Here is a 16,951-nt window from a genome sequence, read left to right on the forward strand (position 1 = left end):
CTGGTTCTCCCGGATCAAGTTCGGTTCGCTATGTTTCATAAACGCTATCGAGGAGACGTGGTACGACCATGTTGAATGGCCATGGCGGCTATTTTGTCCAGAATCCCCTTCCATTGTTATATTCATCTGGATATATCGTATTTCGGCTTAGCTGTGAGCGGGCCTCGCAAGGGGGGGATTTTCATGGATTGCAGAGGTTTCGGGATCCAGGCACTTGCGGGTGCGGGACTATTGGCTGCAGCGCTGGCGCTGTCATCGGCGGCGAAGGCCGACGACAGCAAGGTCACGGTGTTTGCCGCCGCCAGCCTCAAGGACGCGCTCGATGCGGTGAACAAGGCCTGCGCGGCGGAAGTCGGCGAAGCGGCCACCATTTCCTACGCGGCGTCATCGGCGCTGGCCAAGCAGATCGAGAGCGGTGCGCCGGCCGATGTGTTCATGTCGGCGGACCTCGACTGGATGAAATATCTCTCCGCCAAGAAGTTGACCAAGCCAGACACCGAGAGGCTGCTGCTCGGCAACGCCATCGTGCTGATCGCCCCGGCATCGACGGCCAGGGATTCGACGACCGAAGCCAAGCTGGAAAAGGGTTTCGACCTTGCAGGTCTGCTCGGCGACGGCAAGCTTGCCATGGGCGACGTGAAAGCTGTGCCCGCCGGCAAATACGGCAAGGCGGCCCTCGAATCGCTTGGCGTCTGGTCATCCGTCGAGGGCAAGGTGGCGCAGGCCGAGAATGTGCGGGCCGCGCTCAAGCTGGTTTCGACCGGCGAGGCGGCGCTCGGCATCGTCTACCAGACCGACGCGCACGCCGAACCCGGCGTCCGGGTCATCGGCACATTCCCGGAAGGATCGCATCCTCCCATCGTCTATCCGGTTGCCGAGACGGCCGATGCCAAGGACGCGGAAACGTCGGCCTGGCTGAAATGCGCCGAGTCCGACACCGCGAAGCCGCTTTATGAAGAACAGGGCTTCACGGTGCTGCCGGGGGCGCAGTAAGGTCCGCCTGCAAGAGGGGCATTACGGCGCACATGAACTGGCTTACGGACCTCACTCCGGACGAATGGAATGCGGTCCGCCTGTCGATCAAGGTGGCAATGGTGGCGATGCTGTTCAGCCTTCCGCCGGGCATCTTGATTGCGATGCTGCTGGCGCGGGGGCGGTTTTGGGGCAAGACGCTGCTCAACGGCCTCGTGCATCTGCCGCTGATCCTGCCGCCGGTCGTAACCGGCTATCTGTTGCTGTTGAGCTTCGGCAAACGAGGGCCGGCGGGCGCCTTCCTGGCCGAGCATTTTGGCATCGTCTTTTCCTTTCGCTGGACGGGCGCTGCGCTCGCCTGCGCCATCATGGGCTTTCCGTTGATGGTGCGCGCTATCCGGCTTTCCATTGAAAGCGTCGACCGCAAGCTGGAGGCGGCCGCCGGTACGCTGGGAGCGAGCCCGCTCTGGGTGTTCGGCTCGGTGACATTGCCGCTGATGCTCCCCGGCATCATCGCCGGCGCCATCCTTTCCTTCGCCAAGGCAATGGGTGAGTTCGGCGCGACGATAACCTTCGTATCCAACATTCCGGGCGAGACGCAGACGCTGCCTTCGGCGATCTACACTTTCACCCAGGTGCCGGGCGGCGACGCGGGCGCGCTTCGGCTGACGCTGATCAGCGTTATCATCTCGATGGCGGCCCTCATCGCTTCAGAGGTGCTGGCGCGGCGTGTCGGACGGCGGCTGGAAACGGCATGAGCGTCGAGATCGATATCGGCCACAGTCTTGGTGGCTTCGCACTCGAGGCCCGTTTCAACAGCGCCGGGCGGCTGACGGCGCTGTTCGGCCCGTCGGGATCTGGCAAGTCCTCGCTCATCAATGTGGTTGCGGGGTTGATGCGGCCACAGCGCGGGCGCGTGGCGGTGGACGGGCGCGTGCTGGTCGACACGGACAAAGGCATTTTCGTGCCGCGGCACGAGCGGCGCATCGGCATGGTTTTCCAGGACGCGCGGCTGTTCCCGCATATGAGCGTGGCCGGCAATCTGCGCTATGGACGCTGGTTCACGCCGGCCGCGCAGCGCTACGCCGATTTCGACACGGTCGTCGACCTGCTCGGCATAAGGCCCTTGCTGGAGCGCCGGCCGTCCGGCCTTTCCGGCGGGGAAAAGCAGCGCGTGGCGATCGGGCGAGCGCTTCTGGCCAGTCCGCGACTGCTTTTGATGGACGAGCCGCTCGCCTCGCTCGATGATAGCCGCAAGGCCGAGATCCTGCCCTACATCGAGCGGCTGCGCGACGAGGCCGGCATTCCGATCGTCTATGTCAGCCATGCGCTGGCCGAGGTGGCGCGGCTGGCCAGCGACGTGGTGATGCTGTCGGAGGGCAAGGTCGTCGCGGCTGGGCCGACATCGGAGATCATGCAGCGGCTCGACCTGTTACCGGCAGGGGAGCGCGGCGAGGGTGGGGCTGTGCTCGAAACGGTCGTGGCCGGCCATGACGAGACCTTCGGCATGACCGTGCTGGGCTCTCCCGCAGGCGAGATCCGCGTGCCGCGGCTCGACATGCCCGCCGGCGCGCCGGTGCGTCTGCGCATCCGCGCGCGTGATGTAATGATCGCGACCGAGCGGCCGCGCGGCCTAAGCGCCCTGAACATCCTGCCGGGGCGCGTTGCTTCGCTGGTTCCGGACGGCGGGTCGGGCGTCGATGTGCGCATCGATTGCAACGGCGTGGCGGTGCTTGCCCGCATCACCGAGCAGTCGCGCCAGGCGCTGGCGCTTGAAAAGGGGATGGCGGTATTCGCGGTGGTGAAGACGGTGAGCTTCGACCGCGCAAACATGGCGGTCGGTTTGCCCCTGCCGGAAGCGCACGCCTAGGTGCATTTCGTTATGTCATTCGGGAATAGCGCTTTTCAAGGCGAAGCCTGCGTGACATGAATGCGCAGAGTGGGAGAACGACATGCCTTCGCTCAGTCTGCGCATCAATCTCGATCCCGAGGGACGTATCGGACCCGGCAAGATCGAACTGCTGGAAAACATCGCCGCCTTCGGCTCGATCTCCGCTGCGGCCCGCGGCATGGACATGTCCTACAAGCACGCCTGGGACCTGGTGGAGGACATGAACCGGGTGTTCGGCAAGCCGCTGGTTGCGGCGCAGACAGGCGGCCGCAAGGGTGGCGGCGCGCAGCTCACAGCGGTGGGACTGGCGGTGGTCAGCCGTTTCCGCGCCATCGAGCGTGCGGCGGCCTCGGCCGCGACGGCGCATATGCAGGCGCTGCAGGCGGAGATCGATGCGGGGTGAGGGTAGCGACGTTTAGATCCTTTCTGATGCTTAGCCGTCCATAGCCATCTTGATGGCAGATAGACGAGCGGCTATATTTCTCGAAAGGAATTGGATCATGGCCGAACCGCAACTATCAGTCCGTAGCGCCAAGGCGCGCGATCTTGCGCATCGATTGGCGCGACGTGAAAACCGTTCGATCGCGGACGTGGTCGAACGAGCGCTTGAATCTTACGAAATTCGTGAAGCAGGCCGCGAACCAGCCTCGACCTTCTATGCGCGCCTGACGAACAACGGCAGCGATATTGATCTCGAGACGATCATTCAGGAAAGCCGTCAGGCCCACAGTGGACCCGACCTTTGATTTTCCTGGACACCAACGTCGTTTCTGAAAGTTTGAAGAAAGCGCCAGACGAGGCGGTTATTGCCTGGCTGGTGCGCCATGATGCAGAGCTTGCGCTGTCTACCGTGACGATCGCGGAGATCGCATTCGGCATCCACAAGATAAGGCCCGATCAGCGCGCCGAGCGGCTGGAGCAGGGACTTTCAGACTGGCGTCGCCGGTTTGCCGACCGGATATTCGGCCTGACCGAAGAAGCTGCCCTAGCCTATGGCGAGATCATGGGAGCCGCAGTTCGCAAGGGCCGAGGCATGTCGGCGCCCGATGGCATGATTGCCGCGATTGCCCGGGTCAATGGCGGCCGGTTGGCGACGCGCAATTTGCGTGATTTCGGCGAGAGCGGCCTAGAGCTCATCTCTCCGTGGGAGTTCTGAACGGCGCAGCTCGGCTTCCCTGACGGCGTTCTCCGGATTTGGGGTCAGCAGCGTTTATCCTTCGTCCGCGGGCTTCCTCAACAAATACGTATCCATGATCCAGCCCTTGCGGCGGCGGGCGTCCTCGCGGGTTTTCGCGATGACGTCGCCGACCTCCGCCAGCGTTCCTGAAACGACGATCTCATCCGGGGTACCGAGATACGCGCCCCAGTAGATGGTCGTTTCCTTGTCGGCGACGGTCTGGAACGCGCATTTGCCGTCGAGCATGACGATGGTGCTGCCGGCATTGTCGGGCAAGCCCTGCTCGGCCAGCCGGCGGCCGGTTGTGATGTGGATGGGATCGCCGATGCGGTTGAGCGCAATGGCATGGCTTGCGGCCAGCGCTTGGATAGCGGTGATGCCCGGGATCACCTCCAGCTCAAAGGCGACATTTCCGCGCTGCCGCACGCGCTCAAGGATGCGCAGGGCGCTGTCGTAAAGCGACGGGTCGCCCCAGATGAGGAACGCGCCGCAGCCGTCCTCGCCAAGCTCGTCGCGGATCAAGGCTTCGTAGATGCCGGCAATGGCCTCATGCCAGTCGTCCACGGTCGCTTCGTAGGAGGGGGCAGGCTCGGCGCGCACCGGTACGTCGAACTCGACGCGGCGCGAATCCGGATTGGTGACGAAGCGGTCGCAGATCTCGCGGCGCAGTTCGGCCAGATCGTTCTTCCTGGCGCCCTTGTCGGGAATGAACAGCACGTCGGCGCGGTTCAGGCCGTTGATGGCCTGGACCGTCATGTGCTCGAGATTGCCGGCGCCGATGCCAATGACGAGGATATTTCGCATGGCGAAGTCCTGCCCCAAGGCGGTGGTGCTGTCCAGAGCCGCGATCAGAGCGGGCAAACGCTTTCCTGTCTTGATCGAAACAAGTACGCTCGGGCGGCATATTCGCCAGAGGGAATCGTATGATGTTTCGCGCCATGCTCGCCGCTCGTCCGATGTTGGCCGTTTTGGCTGTCGCCGCCACGCCGGCGCTGGCCAACGATTCCGTCGCCGAGCTCGGCACCGGCGGGCTGGTGCTGTCGCGCACCGACGCGGTGGCGATGGAAAGCGAGGATCTGTTCATCTCGCCGGAAAAAGTGACGGTCGACTATGTCTTCCGCAACAATTCCGACCAGGATGTGCAATCGATCGTCGCGTTTCCGATGCCGGATATCGAGGGCAGCCCGTATGAGATGCCGGACATGCCTGCCGCCCAGGACGACAATTTCCTCGGTTTCGAGGTGAGCATCGACGGCGCCGCGGTGAAGCCGGAACTCGAGCAGAAGGCTTATGCCGCCGGCATCGATGTGACGGCGGACCTCGCGACGCAGAACGTTCCGCTCTTTCCCTTCGGCGACAAGGCCAGAGAGGCTTTGGCAAAGCTCCCCGACACCGTCGCCGACGAGTGGGTCGGGCGCGGCATCATCGTCATCGACGAATCCGATGACGGCAGCGGCATGAAGAAGGTGCGCGTGCCGTATTGGCGGCTGCAATCCGCCTATTGGTGGCGGGCGACGTTCCCGGCGAAGAAGCCGGTGCGGGTTTCGCACCGCTACAAGCCGAGTGTCGGCGCGACTTCCAGCCTGAGTTTCTTCTACGATGGCAAGTTCCAGGGCTCCTATGACGCCTACAAGAGCCGCTACTGCATCGACAAGACGTTCGAGGCGGCGGTGCGCAAGACCGCCAGGATGAACGAGGGCGGCTATGCCAACATGTGGGAAAGCCGGATCGAATATGTGTTGACCAGCGGCGGCAACTGGGCGCTCGGCAATATCGGCAAGTTCAAGCTGACCATCGACAAGGGCAATCCGAAGAACCTGGTGTCCTTCTGCGGCACCAATGTGCGCAAGGTCGGGCCGACGACGTTCGAGATGACGGCGGACGAATTCTACCCAGACCGCGACATCGACATATTGATCCTCAATCCGATCGATGCGGATAACGGGAGCGGCGGTCAATGAAGATCGCCATCTACGTCGCCATTGCCGAAAACGGGGTGATAGGACGCGACAACGGGCTGCCGTGGCGGCTGTCGACCGACATGAAGCGGTTCAAGGAACAGACGATGGGCAAGCCGATCGTCATGGGCCGCAAGACGTGGGAGAGCTTTCCGCGCCGGCCGCTGCCCGGAAGGCAGAACATCGTGATCACCCGGCAGAAGGATTTCGCCGCCGAGGGGGCGGACATCGCGCATTCGCTCGACGAGGCGATCAAGGTGGCGCGGACCGGTCCGATGGCCGAGGCCGACGAGGTCTGCGTGATCGGTGGGGCCGAAATCTATGCGCAGGCATTGCCGCTGACCGACCGGCTTCATGTCACCCATGTGCTGGCCTCGGTCGAAGGCGATGCGTCCTTCCCGCGCATCGACCCCGATGAATGGCAGATTGTCTCGGCCGCCGATATTCCAGCCGGCGAGAAGGACAGTCACGCTACCCGCTACATGGTTTATGAGCGCCGCCGGTAGAACGCTGCGAGGGACGGATCGTCCGTCCGAAACGGTAAAATGGGCTGCCAAGACAAAGGGTCGCGCCGAATCCGGCGGTTCATTGCCTGCAAACGGTCCACTCGAGGCTGCGACGCGTTGAAAGCGCGCCGGCTCGTCCCTATAGAAGAACCTAGGCAATTGCGCTGCATCGCGGCGTATGAGGGAACGCAAGCGAAAGGACATTCATGCCCTGGAACGATAAAAGCGGCGGAGGCGGCGGCCCGTGGGGCGGCGGCGGTGGCGGCGGCAACAATCAAGGCCCGTGGGGGCAGGGACCGCGAGGCCCGAGCGGCCCGCAAGGTTCGCCTCCCGATCTTGAGGACATCATCAGGCGCGGCCAGGACAGGTTGCGCCAGGCTTTGCCGGGCGGTGGCGGCATCAGCCCCGCCATGATTGGCCTGATCGTGCTGGTGCTGCTCGGCCTTTGGGCATTCAAGGCCGTCTATACCGTGCAGCCTGACGAAGTGGCCGTCGAACTGCGGTTCGGCAAGCCGAAGCCGGAGCTTTCAGAGCCCGGCCTGCATTTCCATTGGTGGCCGATCGAAACGGTCGAGACCGCGAAGATTTCGGAGCAGCTTGTCCGCATCGGCGACGGCTCCAACGCGGGCGGACAGTCGGGCCTGATGCTGTCGGGCGATCAGAATATCGTCAATGTGCAGTTTTCGGTCGCCTACCAGGTTGCCGACCCGCGCGCCTATCTCTTCGACGTTTCCGATCCCGACGGAATGCTGAGCAAGGTGGCGGAAAGCGCCATGCGCGAGGCGGTGGGCCGGCGTCCGGCGCAGGACATCTTCCGCGATGACCGGCAAGGGATTGCCGAATCCGTGCGGCAGATCATCCAGTCGACGCTCGACGGCTACAAGTCGGGCCTGACGGTCAACGCCATTTCCATCGAAGACGCCGCGCCGCCGCGCGAAGTGGCGGACGCCTTCGACGAGGTACAGCGCGCCGAACAGGACGAGGACCGGTTCGTGGAGGAATCCAACCAGTACTCGAACCAGAAGCTCGGCGCCGCGCGGGGCCAGGCGGCGCAGGTCCGCGAAGAGGCGGCAGCCTACAAGAACCGCGTCATGCAGGAGGCCGAAGGCGAGGCGCAACGCTTCATCTCGGTCTATGACGAATACGCCAAGGCTCCCGAGGTCACGCGCAAGCGTCTTTATCTGGAAACGATGGAGCGACTGCTGAAGGATTCCAACAAGATCATCATGGACGAAAGCAGCGGCCAGGGCGTACTGCCCTACCTGCCGTTGCCCGCCCTGCAGCCGAAGGCCCCCGCGGCCACGGGAGGAAACCAGTGATGGCGAACCGTCTTCCCCTCATCGTGGTCGCCATCGCGGTGATCCTGTTCCTGATCTACTCGTCGGTGTTCGTGGTCAACGCCCGCCAGCAGGCGATCATCCTGCGCTTCGGTGAAATCGTCGAAGTGAAGACCGAGCCCGGCATCTACTTCAAGGCGCCGTTCTCGCTGTTCGAGGCCGACAATGTGCAGCTGATCGAAAAGCGGCTGCTGCGTTTCGAACTGGACAACATCCGCGTCCAGGTTTCGGGCGGCAAGTTCTATGAAGTCGATGCCTTCCTCGCCTATCGCATTTCCGATCCGCGCGTGTTCCGCGCTGCCGTCTCCGGCAGCATCGACCTCGCCGAGCAGCGGTTGCGGACACGTCTCGATGCGGCGCTGCGCCGGGTCTACGGTCTTCGCGGCTTCGAGGCGGCGCTTTCGGAAGAGCGCGCCGACATGATGCGCGAAGTGCGAGACCAGTTGCGCCCGGACGCGACATCGCTCGGCCTGGAGATCGACGACGTGCGTATCCGCCGTACCGACCTCACCCAGGAAGTGTCGCAGCAGACATTCGACCGCATGAAGGCCGAACGTCTGGCGGAAGCCGAACGGCTGCGGGCGCGCGGCCGCGAGGCGGCGCAGCGCATCAAGGCGCGGGCCGACCGCGAGGTGGTCGAAATCGTCGCCGAAGCGCAGAAGGAATCGGAAATCCTTCGCGGCGAGGGCGACGCCCAGCGAAGCTCCACCTTCGCCAACGCCTACCAGCGCGATCCGGCATTCTTCGATTTCTATCGTTCGATGAATGCCTATGGCACTGCGCTGGACAACACCGGCACCACCATGCTGCTTTCGCCGAACTCGGAATTCTTCCGGTTCTTCCGCGATCCGGCTGGTTCGGACGCTCCCGCCGCATCAGGCCCGAGAGCATCCGCGCCCGCATCAACCGCGCCGCAGCCTGGCGCCGGGCAATAGGCCCGGTGCACGACTTTCTGGCCGCCATCGGCCTCGTCCTCGTCATCGAGGGCGTCGTCTATGGCGGCTTTCCCGCACTTGCCAAAAAGATGGCGACGGAAGTGCTGACCTTGCCCGAAAACGCGCTTCGCATCGCCGGGCTGGTAGCAGTTGCCGCCGGTGTCTTTATCGTGTGGCTGGTTCGCGGATAAAATCTTCCTGCCCGGATAACGGATGATTTATCCCGCAGCCTGTAGGCACAGCCGCAAACGTGCCGTATTTCTTGCCAACATGACCCGACGCGTCATCTGGTCCACGACCCAGACCGCGACGCCCTTTTCCTGAAAAGCCGGGAGGCCTGTTGATGACACCCCAAATATTCCTGCGTGCGACGCGCAAGACGGTCACCGTCGCGGCGGCGGCGCTTCTGGCGGGCGCCTTCGCCAGCCAGTCGTTCGCCCAGACCGCGCCGGCCCCGTCTGCCCCGGTGGCGACGCCGCGCGCCAATTCGGCCCAGCCGCTTGCCGCCGGCCCGGCTTCGGTGGCCGATCTCGCCGACGGACTGCTCGGCGCCGTGGTCAACATTTCCACCTCGCAGACGGTCAAGGGCACGGAAGGCCCTGGCGCGGTGCCGATGCCGCAGTTGCCGGAAGGCTCGCCCTTCCAGGATTTCTTCGACGATTTCTTCAAGGACCGCGGCGGCGACAAGGATGGCGGCGGCGGCTCGCAGAAGGTGCAGTCGCTCGGCTCCGGCTTCGTCGTCGACGCCGAGCAGGGCATCGTCGTGACCAACAACCACGTCATTGCCGACGCCGACGACATCGAAGTGAATTTCTCCGACGGGGTGACGCTGAAGGCGGAACTGGTCGGCACCGACACCAAGACCGACATCGCCGTGCTCAAGGTCGATGCCAAGAAGCACAAGCTGACCGCGGTCAAGTTCGGCGATTCCAACAAGATGCGCATCGGCGACTGGGTGATGGCGATCGGCAATCCGTTCGGTCTCGGCGGCACTGTGACCGTCGGCATCATCTCGGCCCGCAACCGCGATATCAATTCCGGGCCCTACGACGATTTCATCCAGACCGACGCCGCCATCAACCGCGGCAATTCCGGCGGCCCGCTGTTCAACATGTATGGCGAGGTGATCGGCATCAACACGGCGATCATTTCGCCGTCGGGCGGCTCGATCGGCATCGGTTTCTCCATCCCCGCCCAGCTTGCGGCCGGTGTGGTCGACCAGTTGCGCGAGTTCGGCGAGACCCGCCGTGGCTGGCTCGGCGTGCGTATCCAGCCGGTGACCGACGACATCGCCGAAAGCCTCGGCATGAAGACGTCCAAAGGCGCGCTCGTGGCCGGCATCATCAAGGGCGGCCCTGTCGATAACGGGACGGTCCAGCCGGGCGACGTCATCATCAAGTTCGATGGCAAGGACGTCGAAGAGATGCGCGACCTGCCGCGCGCCGTCGCCGAGAGCCCGGTGGGCAAGGCCGTTGACGTGGTCATCGTGCGCAAGGGCGTCGAGCAGACCGTCAAGGTGACGCTCGGGCGGCTCGAAGATGGCGAAAAGCTTGCCGGCAACGAGGAAGGCAGTGGCGATGAGCAGAGCGATGACGAAGGCAATGGCGGCGAAGTCGCGACGGCTTCCGTCCTCGGCATGAGCATCGGTGAACTCAACGACGAGACGCGCTCGAAGTTCGGCATCGCGGCCGACGTGTCGGGCGTGGTCGTCACCGAGGTCGCCAAGGACTCCGCCGCCGCCGAGCGTGGCATCCAGGCAGGCGAGGTCATCACCGAGATCGCGCAGGAATCAGTCGCCAGCCCGAAGGACGTGATGGATCGCATCGGCGCGCTGAAAGAGCAGGGCCGCAAGAACGCGCTGCTGATGCTGGCGTCGAAGACGGGCGAGCTGCGGTTCGTGACGATCCGTATGGACTAGGCCGGTCGAGAGCGCGCTGATCCAGATAAACTGAATCTGGAAATGCTCTCAGGTTTTTGATTTAGAATAAAAAAGGGCGGCTAGAGTGCCGCCCTTTTTGCTTGCAGCCAATCCTTTCGCGACAGCCGGTAGAAGACATGCCGGCGCAGATGCGGATGGCTCCCGGGCACGTCGGGATGATCGAAGTCGGCGGCGGGGTCGCGCTTCATGCCGAGGCGCTGCATGACTGCGGTGGAGCGGTGATTGTCCGCCACCGCGAAAGACACGATCTCATCGAGTTTCAAGGTTTCGAAGCCGAAGTCCAGCCAGGCCGATGCCGCCTCGGTGACGTAGCCGTGGCCCCAGAATTCCGGCGCCAGGCGCCAGCCGATCTCGACGGCATCGTCCGACAGGTTCGGCAGGTGGCCGGCGCGGTTCAAGCCGACAAAGCCGATGCATTGGCCGGTCGTGGCGATTTCCACGGCTGTCCAGCCGAAGCCGTCGCGCTCGATGGCGGCGCGGAGTTCGTCCAGCTTCGCGTCGGCCTCGGCGCGGTTGCGGCGGAACGGAAAGAACGCCATCACCCGGTCGTCGGAATTGATGCGATGGAAGAGGTCGCGGTCGGCTTCGCGCCAATTGCGCAAGATCAACCTTTGCGTGTTGATCGGCGTCAACGGACGAAATCCTTACGGGAATAGCCTTGCAGGTAGAGCAGGGCGGTCAGGTCTGAATGATCGATGCGGACGCGGGCCTGCGCGGCGACGGACGGTTTGGCGTGAAGTGCGACGCCGGTACCGGCCAGCCGGATCATGTCGAGATCGTTGGCCCCGTCGCCGACAGCGATGGCGTCGGCCGGCGTCAGTCCCAGCCGGGCGGATATCTCCAGCAGCGCCTCGGCCTTGGCGGCGCGGCCGAGGATCGGCTCGGCCACCGTGCCGTCCAGCCGGCCATCGGCTTCGATCAGACGATTGGCGCGGTTCTCATGGAAGCCCAGCATGGCGGCGATGCGGTTGGTGAAGATGTCGAAGCCGCCGGAAACCAGAATGGCCCAGGCGCCGTCGGCGCGCATCGTCTGCACCAGCGTCCGGGCGCCGGACGCGAGCGTAAGGCGATTGGCGATGATCTTGTCGATGACGGCGAGATCCAGATTCTTCAGCAGCGCGACGCGCTCCCGGAGCGCGGGCTCGAAAGCGATTTCGCCGTTCATGGCGCGCGCGGTGATGGCGGCGACGTGATCCTTGAGGCCGACTTCGTCCGCCAGTTCGTCGATGCATTCCTGGTCGATCATGGTGGAGTCCATGTCGGCGATGAGGATTTTCTTGCGGCGGTTTTCCGCTTCCTGGACGATGACGTCGACCGGCTGGCCGGCAAGCGCGGCGCGCAGTTCCGCGGTCGCCTTTTCTGCTTCCGCGTCTTCCTGAAGATGCAGGTCACAGGCGATGTCATCGGCCAGCCAGCGGAGCGCGCTTGCCTTCACCGACCTCGACGCCGTATTCGCAAGGGCGGGCGAAAGAATGCCGGCGGCTGGATGGCAGACAAGCGTGGCAATGAGAGGCATGGAGACTTCCGCACAAGAGGCGACCGAAGGCCGCGTGAAGGACGCGATCCTGATAGCCGGGCCGACCGCCAGCGGCAAGTCGGCATTGGCGCTCGGTCTCGCCGAGCGGCTCGGCGGTGTCATCGTCAACACCGATTCCATGCAGGGCTACTCGATCCTCAACGTCCTCACGGCCCGGCCAACACAAGCCGAACTGGCGCGCGCGCCACACTATCTTTACGGGCATGTCCATCCCTCGTCGCTTTATTCGACCGGAGCCTGGCTGCGCGATGTCGTGCGGCTGCTCGAAGACGGGATTTTCGCCGGCGCGCGGCCGATTTTCGTGGGCGGGACCGGGCTATACTTCCGCGCCCTGGCGGAAGGGATTTCCGAAATGCCGGAGATACCCGTTGCTGTGCGCGAGCGCTGGCGGCGCGAATTGAAGGAGCGTGGCGCGCCCGAATTGCATGAGCGGCTGGCGTCGCGGGACGCCGCCATGGCGGCGCGGCTCAAGCGAAGCGACGGGCAGCGGATCGTGCGGGCGCTCGAGGTTCTCGACGCTTCGGGCCGTTCCATGCTCGACTGGCAGGCGGCGCGTGGCAAGCCCTTGATAGACCGTGACAGCGCGCGTTTCCTGCTGGTCGACACGGAACGGAGCGAGCTGATTGCGCGTATCGACAGGCGTTTCGACCGCATGATCGATCTCGGGGCAATGGAAGAGGTGAAGCAGTTGGCGGCACTCGATCTCGACCCGGCGCTTCCGGCGATGAAGGCCATCGGCGTTCCGGAACTGCAAGCCGCCGTGGCCGGTGAAATCACCCTCGAAGAGGCCGCGGAAAAGGCCAAGATCGCAACGCGGCAATATTCCAAACGGCAGACGACGTGGTTCCGAAACCAGTTCGGAGCGGAATGGCAAAAATGTTCAAACGATCCGCGGATGCCGAAACTTTGATGCAAAGCTCCGGCAACGCCAATACACCGTTTACCCTTCGGTTATTTGCTCGCTCAGGTTGTTGGAATTAACTGCACGTAAGCTCCTTGCTGGCATATAGAGAGCGGTATGAGCAGCAGGCAACCGATGCGCTTCCATCAGGCCGAGTCGGCCTTCTTCGTCTTCATCTTCGTGATCCTGGCCGCGGGCCTGGTGATGCTGCATGCTTACGACTATCTGCACACCGCCGCAGGCGAAGATCAGGGCTTTTTCACGCCGGACAATGTCGAGCATCTGACCAAGCTGGTGCTGGCGACCGGCGTGCTTCTGGCGACAGCGCTGTTTTTCGGCATGTTCTTCATCTATCCGCTGATCCGCAGGCAGGCGAAGGAGGAAGGCAAGTTGCGCGCCATGACCGAAACGCTCAGCGCGCGCTCCGAAACGATGGAGCAGGCGGCGCTGACCGACAGCCTCACGGGCATGCAGAACAGGCGCTATTTCGACGACGCCTTGAAGGAATATATCGAGGAATTCCGGCGCATCGGCAAACCGGTCGGCCTGATGATCCTCGACCTCGACCATTTCAAGCAGGTCAACGATACCCATGGACACGACGTGGGCGACCAGGTTCTCAAGGCTGTCGCGAACTGCCTCAAGGACATGACCCGTTACCATGACGTGGTGGCGCGGCTGGGCGGCGAGGAGTTCGCGGTGGTCACGCCCAACATGGACGCCGACCTTCTGGCCAAGTTCGCCGAACGCATCCGCAAGGCCATCGCCAATATGTCGGTGCTTTCCGGCAATGTGCGGCTGAAGATCACCACCAGCGTTGGTCTTGCTGTGTGGGACAGCGCGGAAACGGCCGAGGATTTCTATCGGCGCGCCGACCGGCAGCTCTACGAGGCCAAGCGGCAGGGCCGCAACCGCGTGTGCGCCTGAGGCGGGTTGCGGAGGTATCATGCTATGATACTTGTATCTGGACAGGTGTGACGTATCTCTCTATGATACGTTAATGATCAGATCCTACAAGGACAGAATCGGGGAATCCGTAGCCGCAGGCAGGGCTCCGAAAGGCTTTCCTTCCGATCTGGTCAGGGCCGCTCAGAGAAAATTGTTCATGCTTGAGCAGGCGGTCGAGCTGAAAGACTTAATGTCGCCGCCGGGCAACAAGCTCCACGCGCTATCCAAGGATCGCGCGGGCCAATATGCCATCCGCATCAACGACCAGTTTCGTATCTGCTTTCGTTGGGTCGATGGAAACGCAGAGGATGTGGAAATCACAGACTACCACTGAACGATTCCCCTGAATGGGCCTCTGGCCTGTACCCTTCGAGGTTTTAAAGAATGTCCATCTTCACTCTAACCCCCTTCCACCCTGGCGAAATACTTCGAGAGGAGTATCTCATCCCACTCGGCCTTAAACCGTACACGCTGGCAAAGAAGCTGCATGTGCCACGCACGCGCATTGAGCGGCTGGCCGCAGAACAGACACCTATCACCCCGGATACGGCGCTTCGCCTCGCGAAATTCTTCGACACCACGCCACAGTTCTGGATGAACATGCAGACAGCTTTCGATCTGGCGGCTGAAGCGGCGGCGAAGAGGGCAGATATCGACGCGATCGAGAATTTTGCAGAGGCGCGGTCGGCGGCCTAAGGACCCTGTGCGCGTCAACGCAGGCTCAACCTCCACGCAGCCTGCACTTGCCGCGTGGCCTTGCGTTTGCATCAATCGTTCTGCGAGCGCAGGCCGAAGGTCGCGGGCTTGAGGCCGTAGCGCATATCGAAATCGTCGTCGCTATGAAGCCGGGGCGCCGCCGGCTTGCGATAGTCGGGATCGCCTGCCTGGCGGCCGGGATCGATGCTCTCGGCCAGTGCCGCAATGGACTGCGGCTTCTGCACGTTGCGCAGCCGGTCGACAATGCCGGGGAGGTCGAGCTCCTGGCTGTCATCCGCCACGGTCTCGGCTCGCTTTGCCGTGCCGGGAATGAATTTCTGATCCAGCTTCTCGAATTTCAGCCGCATGGTGGTGGCGACGCCTTCGCCGAAGGCAATGGCCTCGCGCTGGCCCATCGACGACAGGAACGACAGGGTCGAGGCTGAGGAATCGGCGATGGCCGAACGGATGATCGCCTGGTCCTGCTCGTTGGAAAGGCGCATGGCGAAGAAGGTCGAGCACTGCGACAGGATGGTCGGATCAAGCTCGCCGGGGCGCTGCGTAACAACGCCGAGATAGCAGCCGTATTTGCGGCCTTCCTTGGCGATGCGGGACAGAGCGTGACGGGTAGGCGCGAAGCCGAGCCGGGAATCGGCAGGCATATAGCGATGGGCTTCCTCGCAAAGCAGCAGAAGCTGCAGCTTGCCCTCACTCCAGAGCGCCAGGTCGAATGCCAGCCGGGCCAATACCGAACAGACCGAATTCACCACTTCGGAAGGCATGCCCGCCATTTCGAAGCAGGTGACCGGACGACCGTGATGCGGCACGCGGAAAATATTGCCGATCGTCTGGTGGAGGGTGTCCTCGATCAGCCGGGAATTGAACATGAAACGGTAGCGCGGGTCGGCGGCGGCGGATTCGATGCGCGCACGAAGCGATTTGAGCGCCGGCCGGTCGTTCTTGCTTTCCAGCAGGCCCATGCGCTCGTCCACCTGCTTGATGAGGTCGGCGATGCGGTAGGGAACGGGGGTATCGGAGGTCGTGTTATCGACGCCGCGGCGCAGATAGGCTCCGCTGGCCGGGTTCTTGTAGAGGTTCTTGGCCAGGGGAATGAGTTCGCGCAGCAGGTCGACTTCTTCCGGCACGGTCTCACGCCCGCGAAAAAGCACTTCCGCGAATTCTTCCAGCTTGAACATCCAGAACGGCAGGTCGAGCGAGGCGCTATCGATCCTGACGCAATATTCCGGCAGCGAGGCGGCGAATTCGTTGTGCGGGTCGAGGATCAGAACGCGCAGGTCGGGCCGCGCGGCGATGGCCTTGCGCAAGAGCAGAGAGACGGCAGTGGATTTGCCGACGCCCGTGGTGCCGACAACGGCGAAGTGGCGGGCGAGCGTGTCGTCGATGGCGATATTCGCCTCGATTTCCTCATCCTGTGACAGCGAGCCGATCTTGATGGAGCGGCGTCCGGCCAGATCGTAGACGGCCCGCAAGTCGCGGCTGCGGATGCGGTGAGCGATGGCGCCGATATGCGGATAGTTGGTGATGCCGCGGTCGAACACAGGCTTGGAGCCCGGCTCTTCGCCGTCACGGACTTCGCCGATCAGTTCCACCTCGACTTCGATCGGGTTCTGGCTGTCGGTGTTCCACATGCGCTGCGATTTGCCGATGGCATAGACGAGGCCGACGGTGCGGGTGGCCCCGAGATTGATCGAGATCATCTTGCCGACGGTCCAGTGGGCGGTGACGGTGCCCTCGGCATCGTCGGCGAAAGCGCTTATCGTGGCACGCGCGCCATCGCACTGCACGACATTGCCCAGAATGCGCTTGTCATTCTGGGCGGCGTCGCGGCGTTCCTGCGATGTTGCTTCGCCGGCGGAAGCTTCGCGTTCGACAAACATTTCTGCTTCTGTCCCGATTCCCTAGGATCGCACCCTACGCGAGCGCGGTTAAACTCCCGTGAGGCCGCATGGTGTAGCCATCCTTAAGATACGACCGCAAATTGCACGCATCTGCTGGTCCATGGCGCGGTGAATCGACGTTTGGCGCTGTCCATGAGGTCTTGGCCGGATGAAATCTTTGGGAGCCATTGACGGACGGTTCGTTTCGCCCTTATTGTCCGCACCCATGAAAACGGCATCCATTCTCGTAGTAGGA

Annotated in this window: 20 protein-coding genes; 16 read left to right on the top strand and 4 right to left on the bottom strand. The window is 63.2% G+C overall.

Going from position 1 to position 16,951, the window contains the following annotated elements:
- Window positions 1-183: 183 nt before the first annotated feature.
- From modA to J2X35_RS19190, 6 genes are all read left to right on the top strand, one after another.
- Window positions 184-993, top strand: coding sequence for a molybdate ABC transporter substrate-binding protein (modA, locus tag J2X35_RS19165; RefSeq protein WP_310189138.1), 810 nt, complete (start codon window positions 184-186; stop codon window positions 991-993).
- Window positions 994-1,025: 32 nt separating this feature from the next.
- Window positions 1,026-1,730, top strand: coding sequence for a molybdate ABC transporter permease subunit (gene modB / locus J2X35_RS19170; RefSeq protein ID WP_310189139.1), 705 nt, complete (start codon window positions 1,026-1,028; stop codon window positions 1,728-1,730).
- A complete protein-coding gene (gene modC / locus J2X35_RS19175) occupies window positions 1,727-2,842 on the top strand; it encodes a molybdenum ABC transporter ATP-binding protein (protein WP_310189141.1) in 1,116 nt (371 codons plus the stop codon). The genes modB and modC overlap by 4 nt, the downstream gene beginning before the upstream one ends.
- An 82-nt stretch (window positions 2,843-2,924) precedes the next feature.
- Entirely contained in the window at window positions 2,925-3,266 is a 342-nt protein-coding gene (locus J2X35_RS19180; RefSeq protein WP_056110395.1) for a winged helix-turn-helix domain-containing protein, read from the top strand.
- A 97-nt stretch (window positions 3,267-3,363) separates the two neighbouring features.
- Complete coding sequence (locus J2X35_RS19185) at window positions 3,364-3,609, top strand: type II toxin-antitoxin system VapB family antitoxin (RefSeq protein ID WP_056110393.1); 246 nt, start codon at window positions 3,364-3,366, stop codon at window positions 3,607-3,609.
- Entirely contained in the window at window positions 3,606-4,019 is a 414-nt protein-coding gene (locus J2X35_RS19190) for a type II toxin-antitoxin system VapC family toxin (protein ID WP_056110390.1), read from the top strand. The genes J2X35_RS19185 and J2X35_RS19190 overlap by 4 nt, the downstream gene beginning before the upstream one ends.
- A gap of 54 nt (window positions 4,020-4,073) precedes the next feature.
- Here the strand turns inward: J2X35_RS19190 and cobF are convergent, their stop codons facing one another.
- A complete protein-coding gene (gene cobF, locus J2X35_RS19195) occupies window positions 4,074-4,844 on the bottom strand; it encodes a precorrin-6A synthase (deacetylating) (protein ID WP_310189386.1) in 771 nt (256 codons plus the stop codon).
- A gap of 122 nt (window positions 4,845-4,966) precedes the next feature.
- Between cobF and J2X35_RS19200 the strand changes: the two genes are divergently transcribed.
- The 6 genes from J2X35_RS19200 (at window position 4,967) to J2X35_RS19225 (ending at window position 10,694) form a co-directional block, all read left to right on the top strand.
- Window positions 4,967-6,001, top strand: a complete 1,035-nt coding sequence (locus J2X35_RS19200; RefSeq protein WP_310189148.1) for a DUF4424 domain-containing protein — start codon at window positions 4,967-4,969, stop codon at window positions 5,999-6,001.
- Window positions 5,998-6,504 carry a dihydrofolate reductase gene (locus tag J2X35_RS19205; RefSeq protein ID WP_310189150.1) on the top strand — a complete coding sequence of 169 codons (507 nt, stop codon included), beginning with the start codon at window positions 5,998-6,000 and terminating at the stop codon, window positions 6,502-6,504. The genes J2X35_RS19200 and J2X35_RS19205 overlap by 4 nt, the downstream gene beginning before the upstream one ends.
- Before the next feature lie 206 nt (window positions 6,505-6,710).
- Window positions 6,711-7,823: an FtsH protease activity modulator HflK gene (gene hflK, locus J2X35_RS19210; RefSeq protein WP_056110387.1), complete on the top strand. Its 1,113-nt coding sequence runs from the start codon at window positions 6,711-6,713 to the stop codon at window positions 7,821-7,823.
- Entirely contained in the window at window positions 7,823-8,776 is a 954-nt protein-coding gene (gene hflC, locus J2X35_RS19215; RefSeq protein WP_056110385.1) for a protease modulator HflC, read from the top strand. Before hflK ends, hflC begins: the two co-directional genes overlap by 1 nt.
- Before the next feature lie 5 nt (window positions 8,777-8,781).
- The gene (locus J2X35_RS19220; protein ID WP_056110382.1) at window positions 8,782-8,967 is read left to right on the top strand and encodes a DUF2065 domain-containing protein; all 186 of its coding nucleotides are present in this window, start codon (window positions 8,782-8,784) and stop codon (window positions 8,965-8,967) included.
- Between the two features lie 152 nt (window positions 8,968-9,119).
- Window positions 9,120-10,694, top strand: a complete 1,575-nt coding sequence (locus J2X35_RS19225; RefSeq protein ID WP_310189151.1) for a DegQ family serine endoprotease — start codon at window positions 9,120-9,122, stop codon at window positions 10,692-10,694.
- An 80-nt stretch (window positions 10,695-10,774) separates the two neighbouring features.
- Here the strand turns inward: J2X35_RS19225 and J2X35_RS19230 are convergent, their stop codons facing one another.
- A complete protein-coding gene (locus J2X35_RS19230; protein ID WP_310189155.1) occupies window positions 10,775-11,347 on the bottom strand; it encodes a GNAT family N-acetyltransferase in 573 nt (190 codons plus the stop codon).
- On the bottom strand, window positions 11,344-12,231 hold the full coding sequence (gene serB, locus J2X35_RS19235; protein ID WP_310189158.1) for a phosphoserine phosphatase SerB: 888 nt from the start codon (window positions 12,229-12,231) through the stop codon (window positions 11,344-11,346). Before serB ends, J2X35_RS19230 begins: the two co-directional genes overlap by 4 nt.
- On the opposite strand from serB, the gene miaA reads away from it, so the two are divergent.
- The 4 genes from miaA to J2X35_RS19255 all read left to right on the top strand — a co-directional run bounded on the left by miaA (window position 12,230) and on the right by J2X35_RS19255 (window position 14,797).
- Window positions 12,230-13,162 (top strand): tRNA (adenosine(37)-N6)-dimethylallyltransferase MiaA, encoded by a 933-nt coding sequence (miaA, locus tag J2X35_RS19240; RefSeq protein WP_405023246.1) that lies wholly within the window; start codon window positions 12,230-12,232, stop codon window positions 13,160-13,162. The two genes, serB and miaA, sit on opposite strands and share 2 nt — an antisense overlap.
- Before the next feature lie 126 nt (window positions 13,163-13,288).
- Entirely contained in the window at window positions 13,289-14,080 is a 792-nt protein-coding gene (locus tag J2X35_RS19245; protein ID WP_056115654.1) for a GGDEF domain-containing protein, read from the top strand.
- A 73-nt stretch (window positions 14,081-14,153) separates the two neighbouring features.
- Window positions 14,154-14,435 carry a type II toxin-antitoxin system RelE/ParE family toxin gene (locus tag J2X35_RS19250; RefSeq protein ID WP_310189160.1) on the top strand — a complete coding sequence of 94 codons (282 nt, stop codon included), beginning with the start codon at window positions 14,154-14,156 and terminating at the stop codon, window positions 14,433-14,435.
- A gap of 50 nt (window positions 14,436-14,485) precedes the next feature.
- Window positions 14,486-14,797 (top strand): HigA family addiction module antitoxin, encoded by a 312-nt coding sequence (locus J2X35_RS19255; protein ID WP_310189161.1) that lies wholly within the window; start codon window positions 14,486-14,488, stop codon window positions 14,795-14,797.
- A 71-nt stretch (window positions 14,798-14,868) separates the two neighbouring features.
- On the opposite strand, the gene J2X35_RS19260 is transcribed toward J2X35_RS19255, so the two are convergent.
- Window positions 14,869-16,695 (bottom strand): ATP-binding protein, encoded by a 1,827-nt coding sequence (locus J2X35_RS19260; protein ID WP_310189163.1) that lies wholly within the window; start codon window positions 16,693-16,695, stop codon window positions 14,869-14,871.
- Between the last annotated feature and the right edge of the window lie 256 nt (window positions 16,696-16,951).

Origin of the sequence: Mesorhizobium sp. BE184, assembly GCF_031457045.1 — a bacterium.
GTDB lineage: Bacteria > Pseudomonadota > Alphaproteobacteria > Rhizobiales > Rhizobiaceae > Mesorhizobium.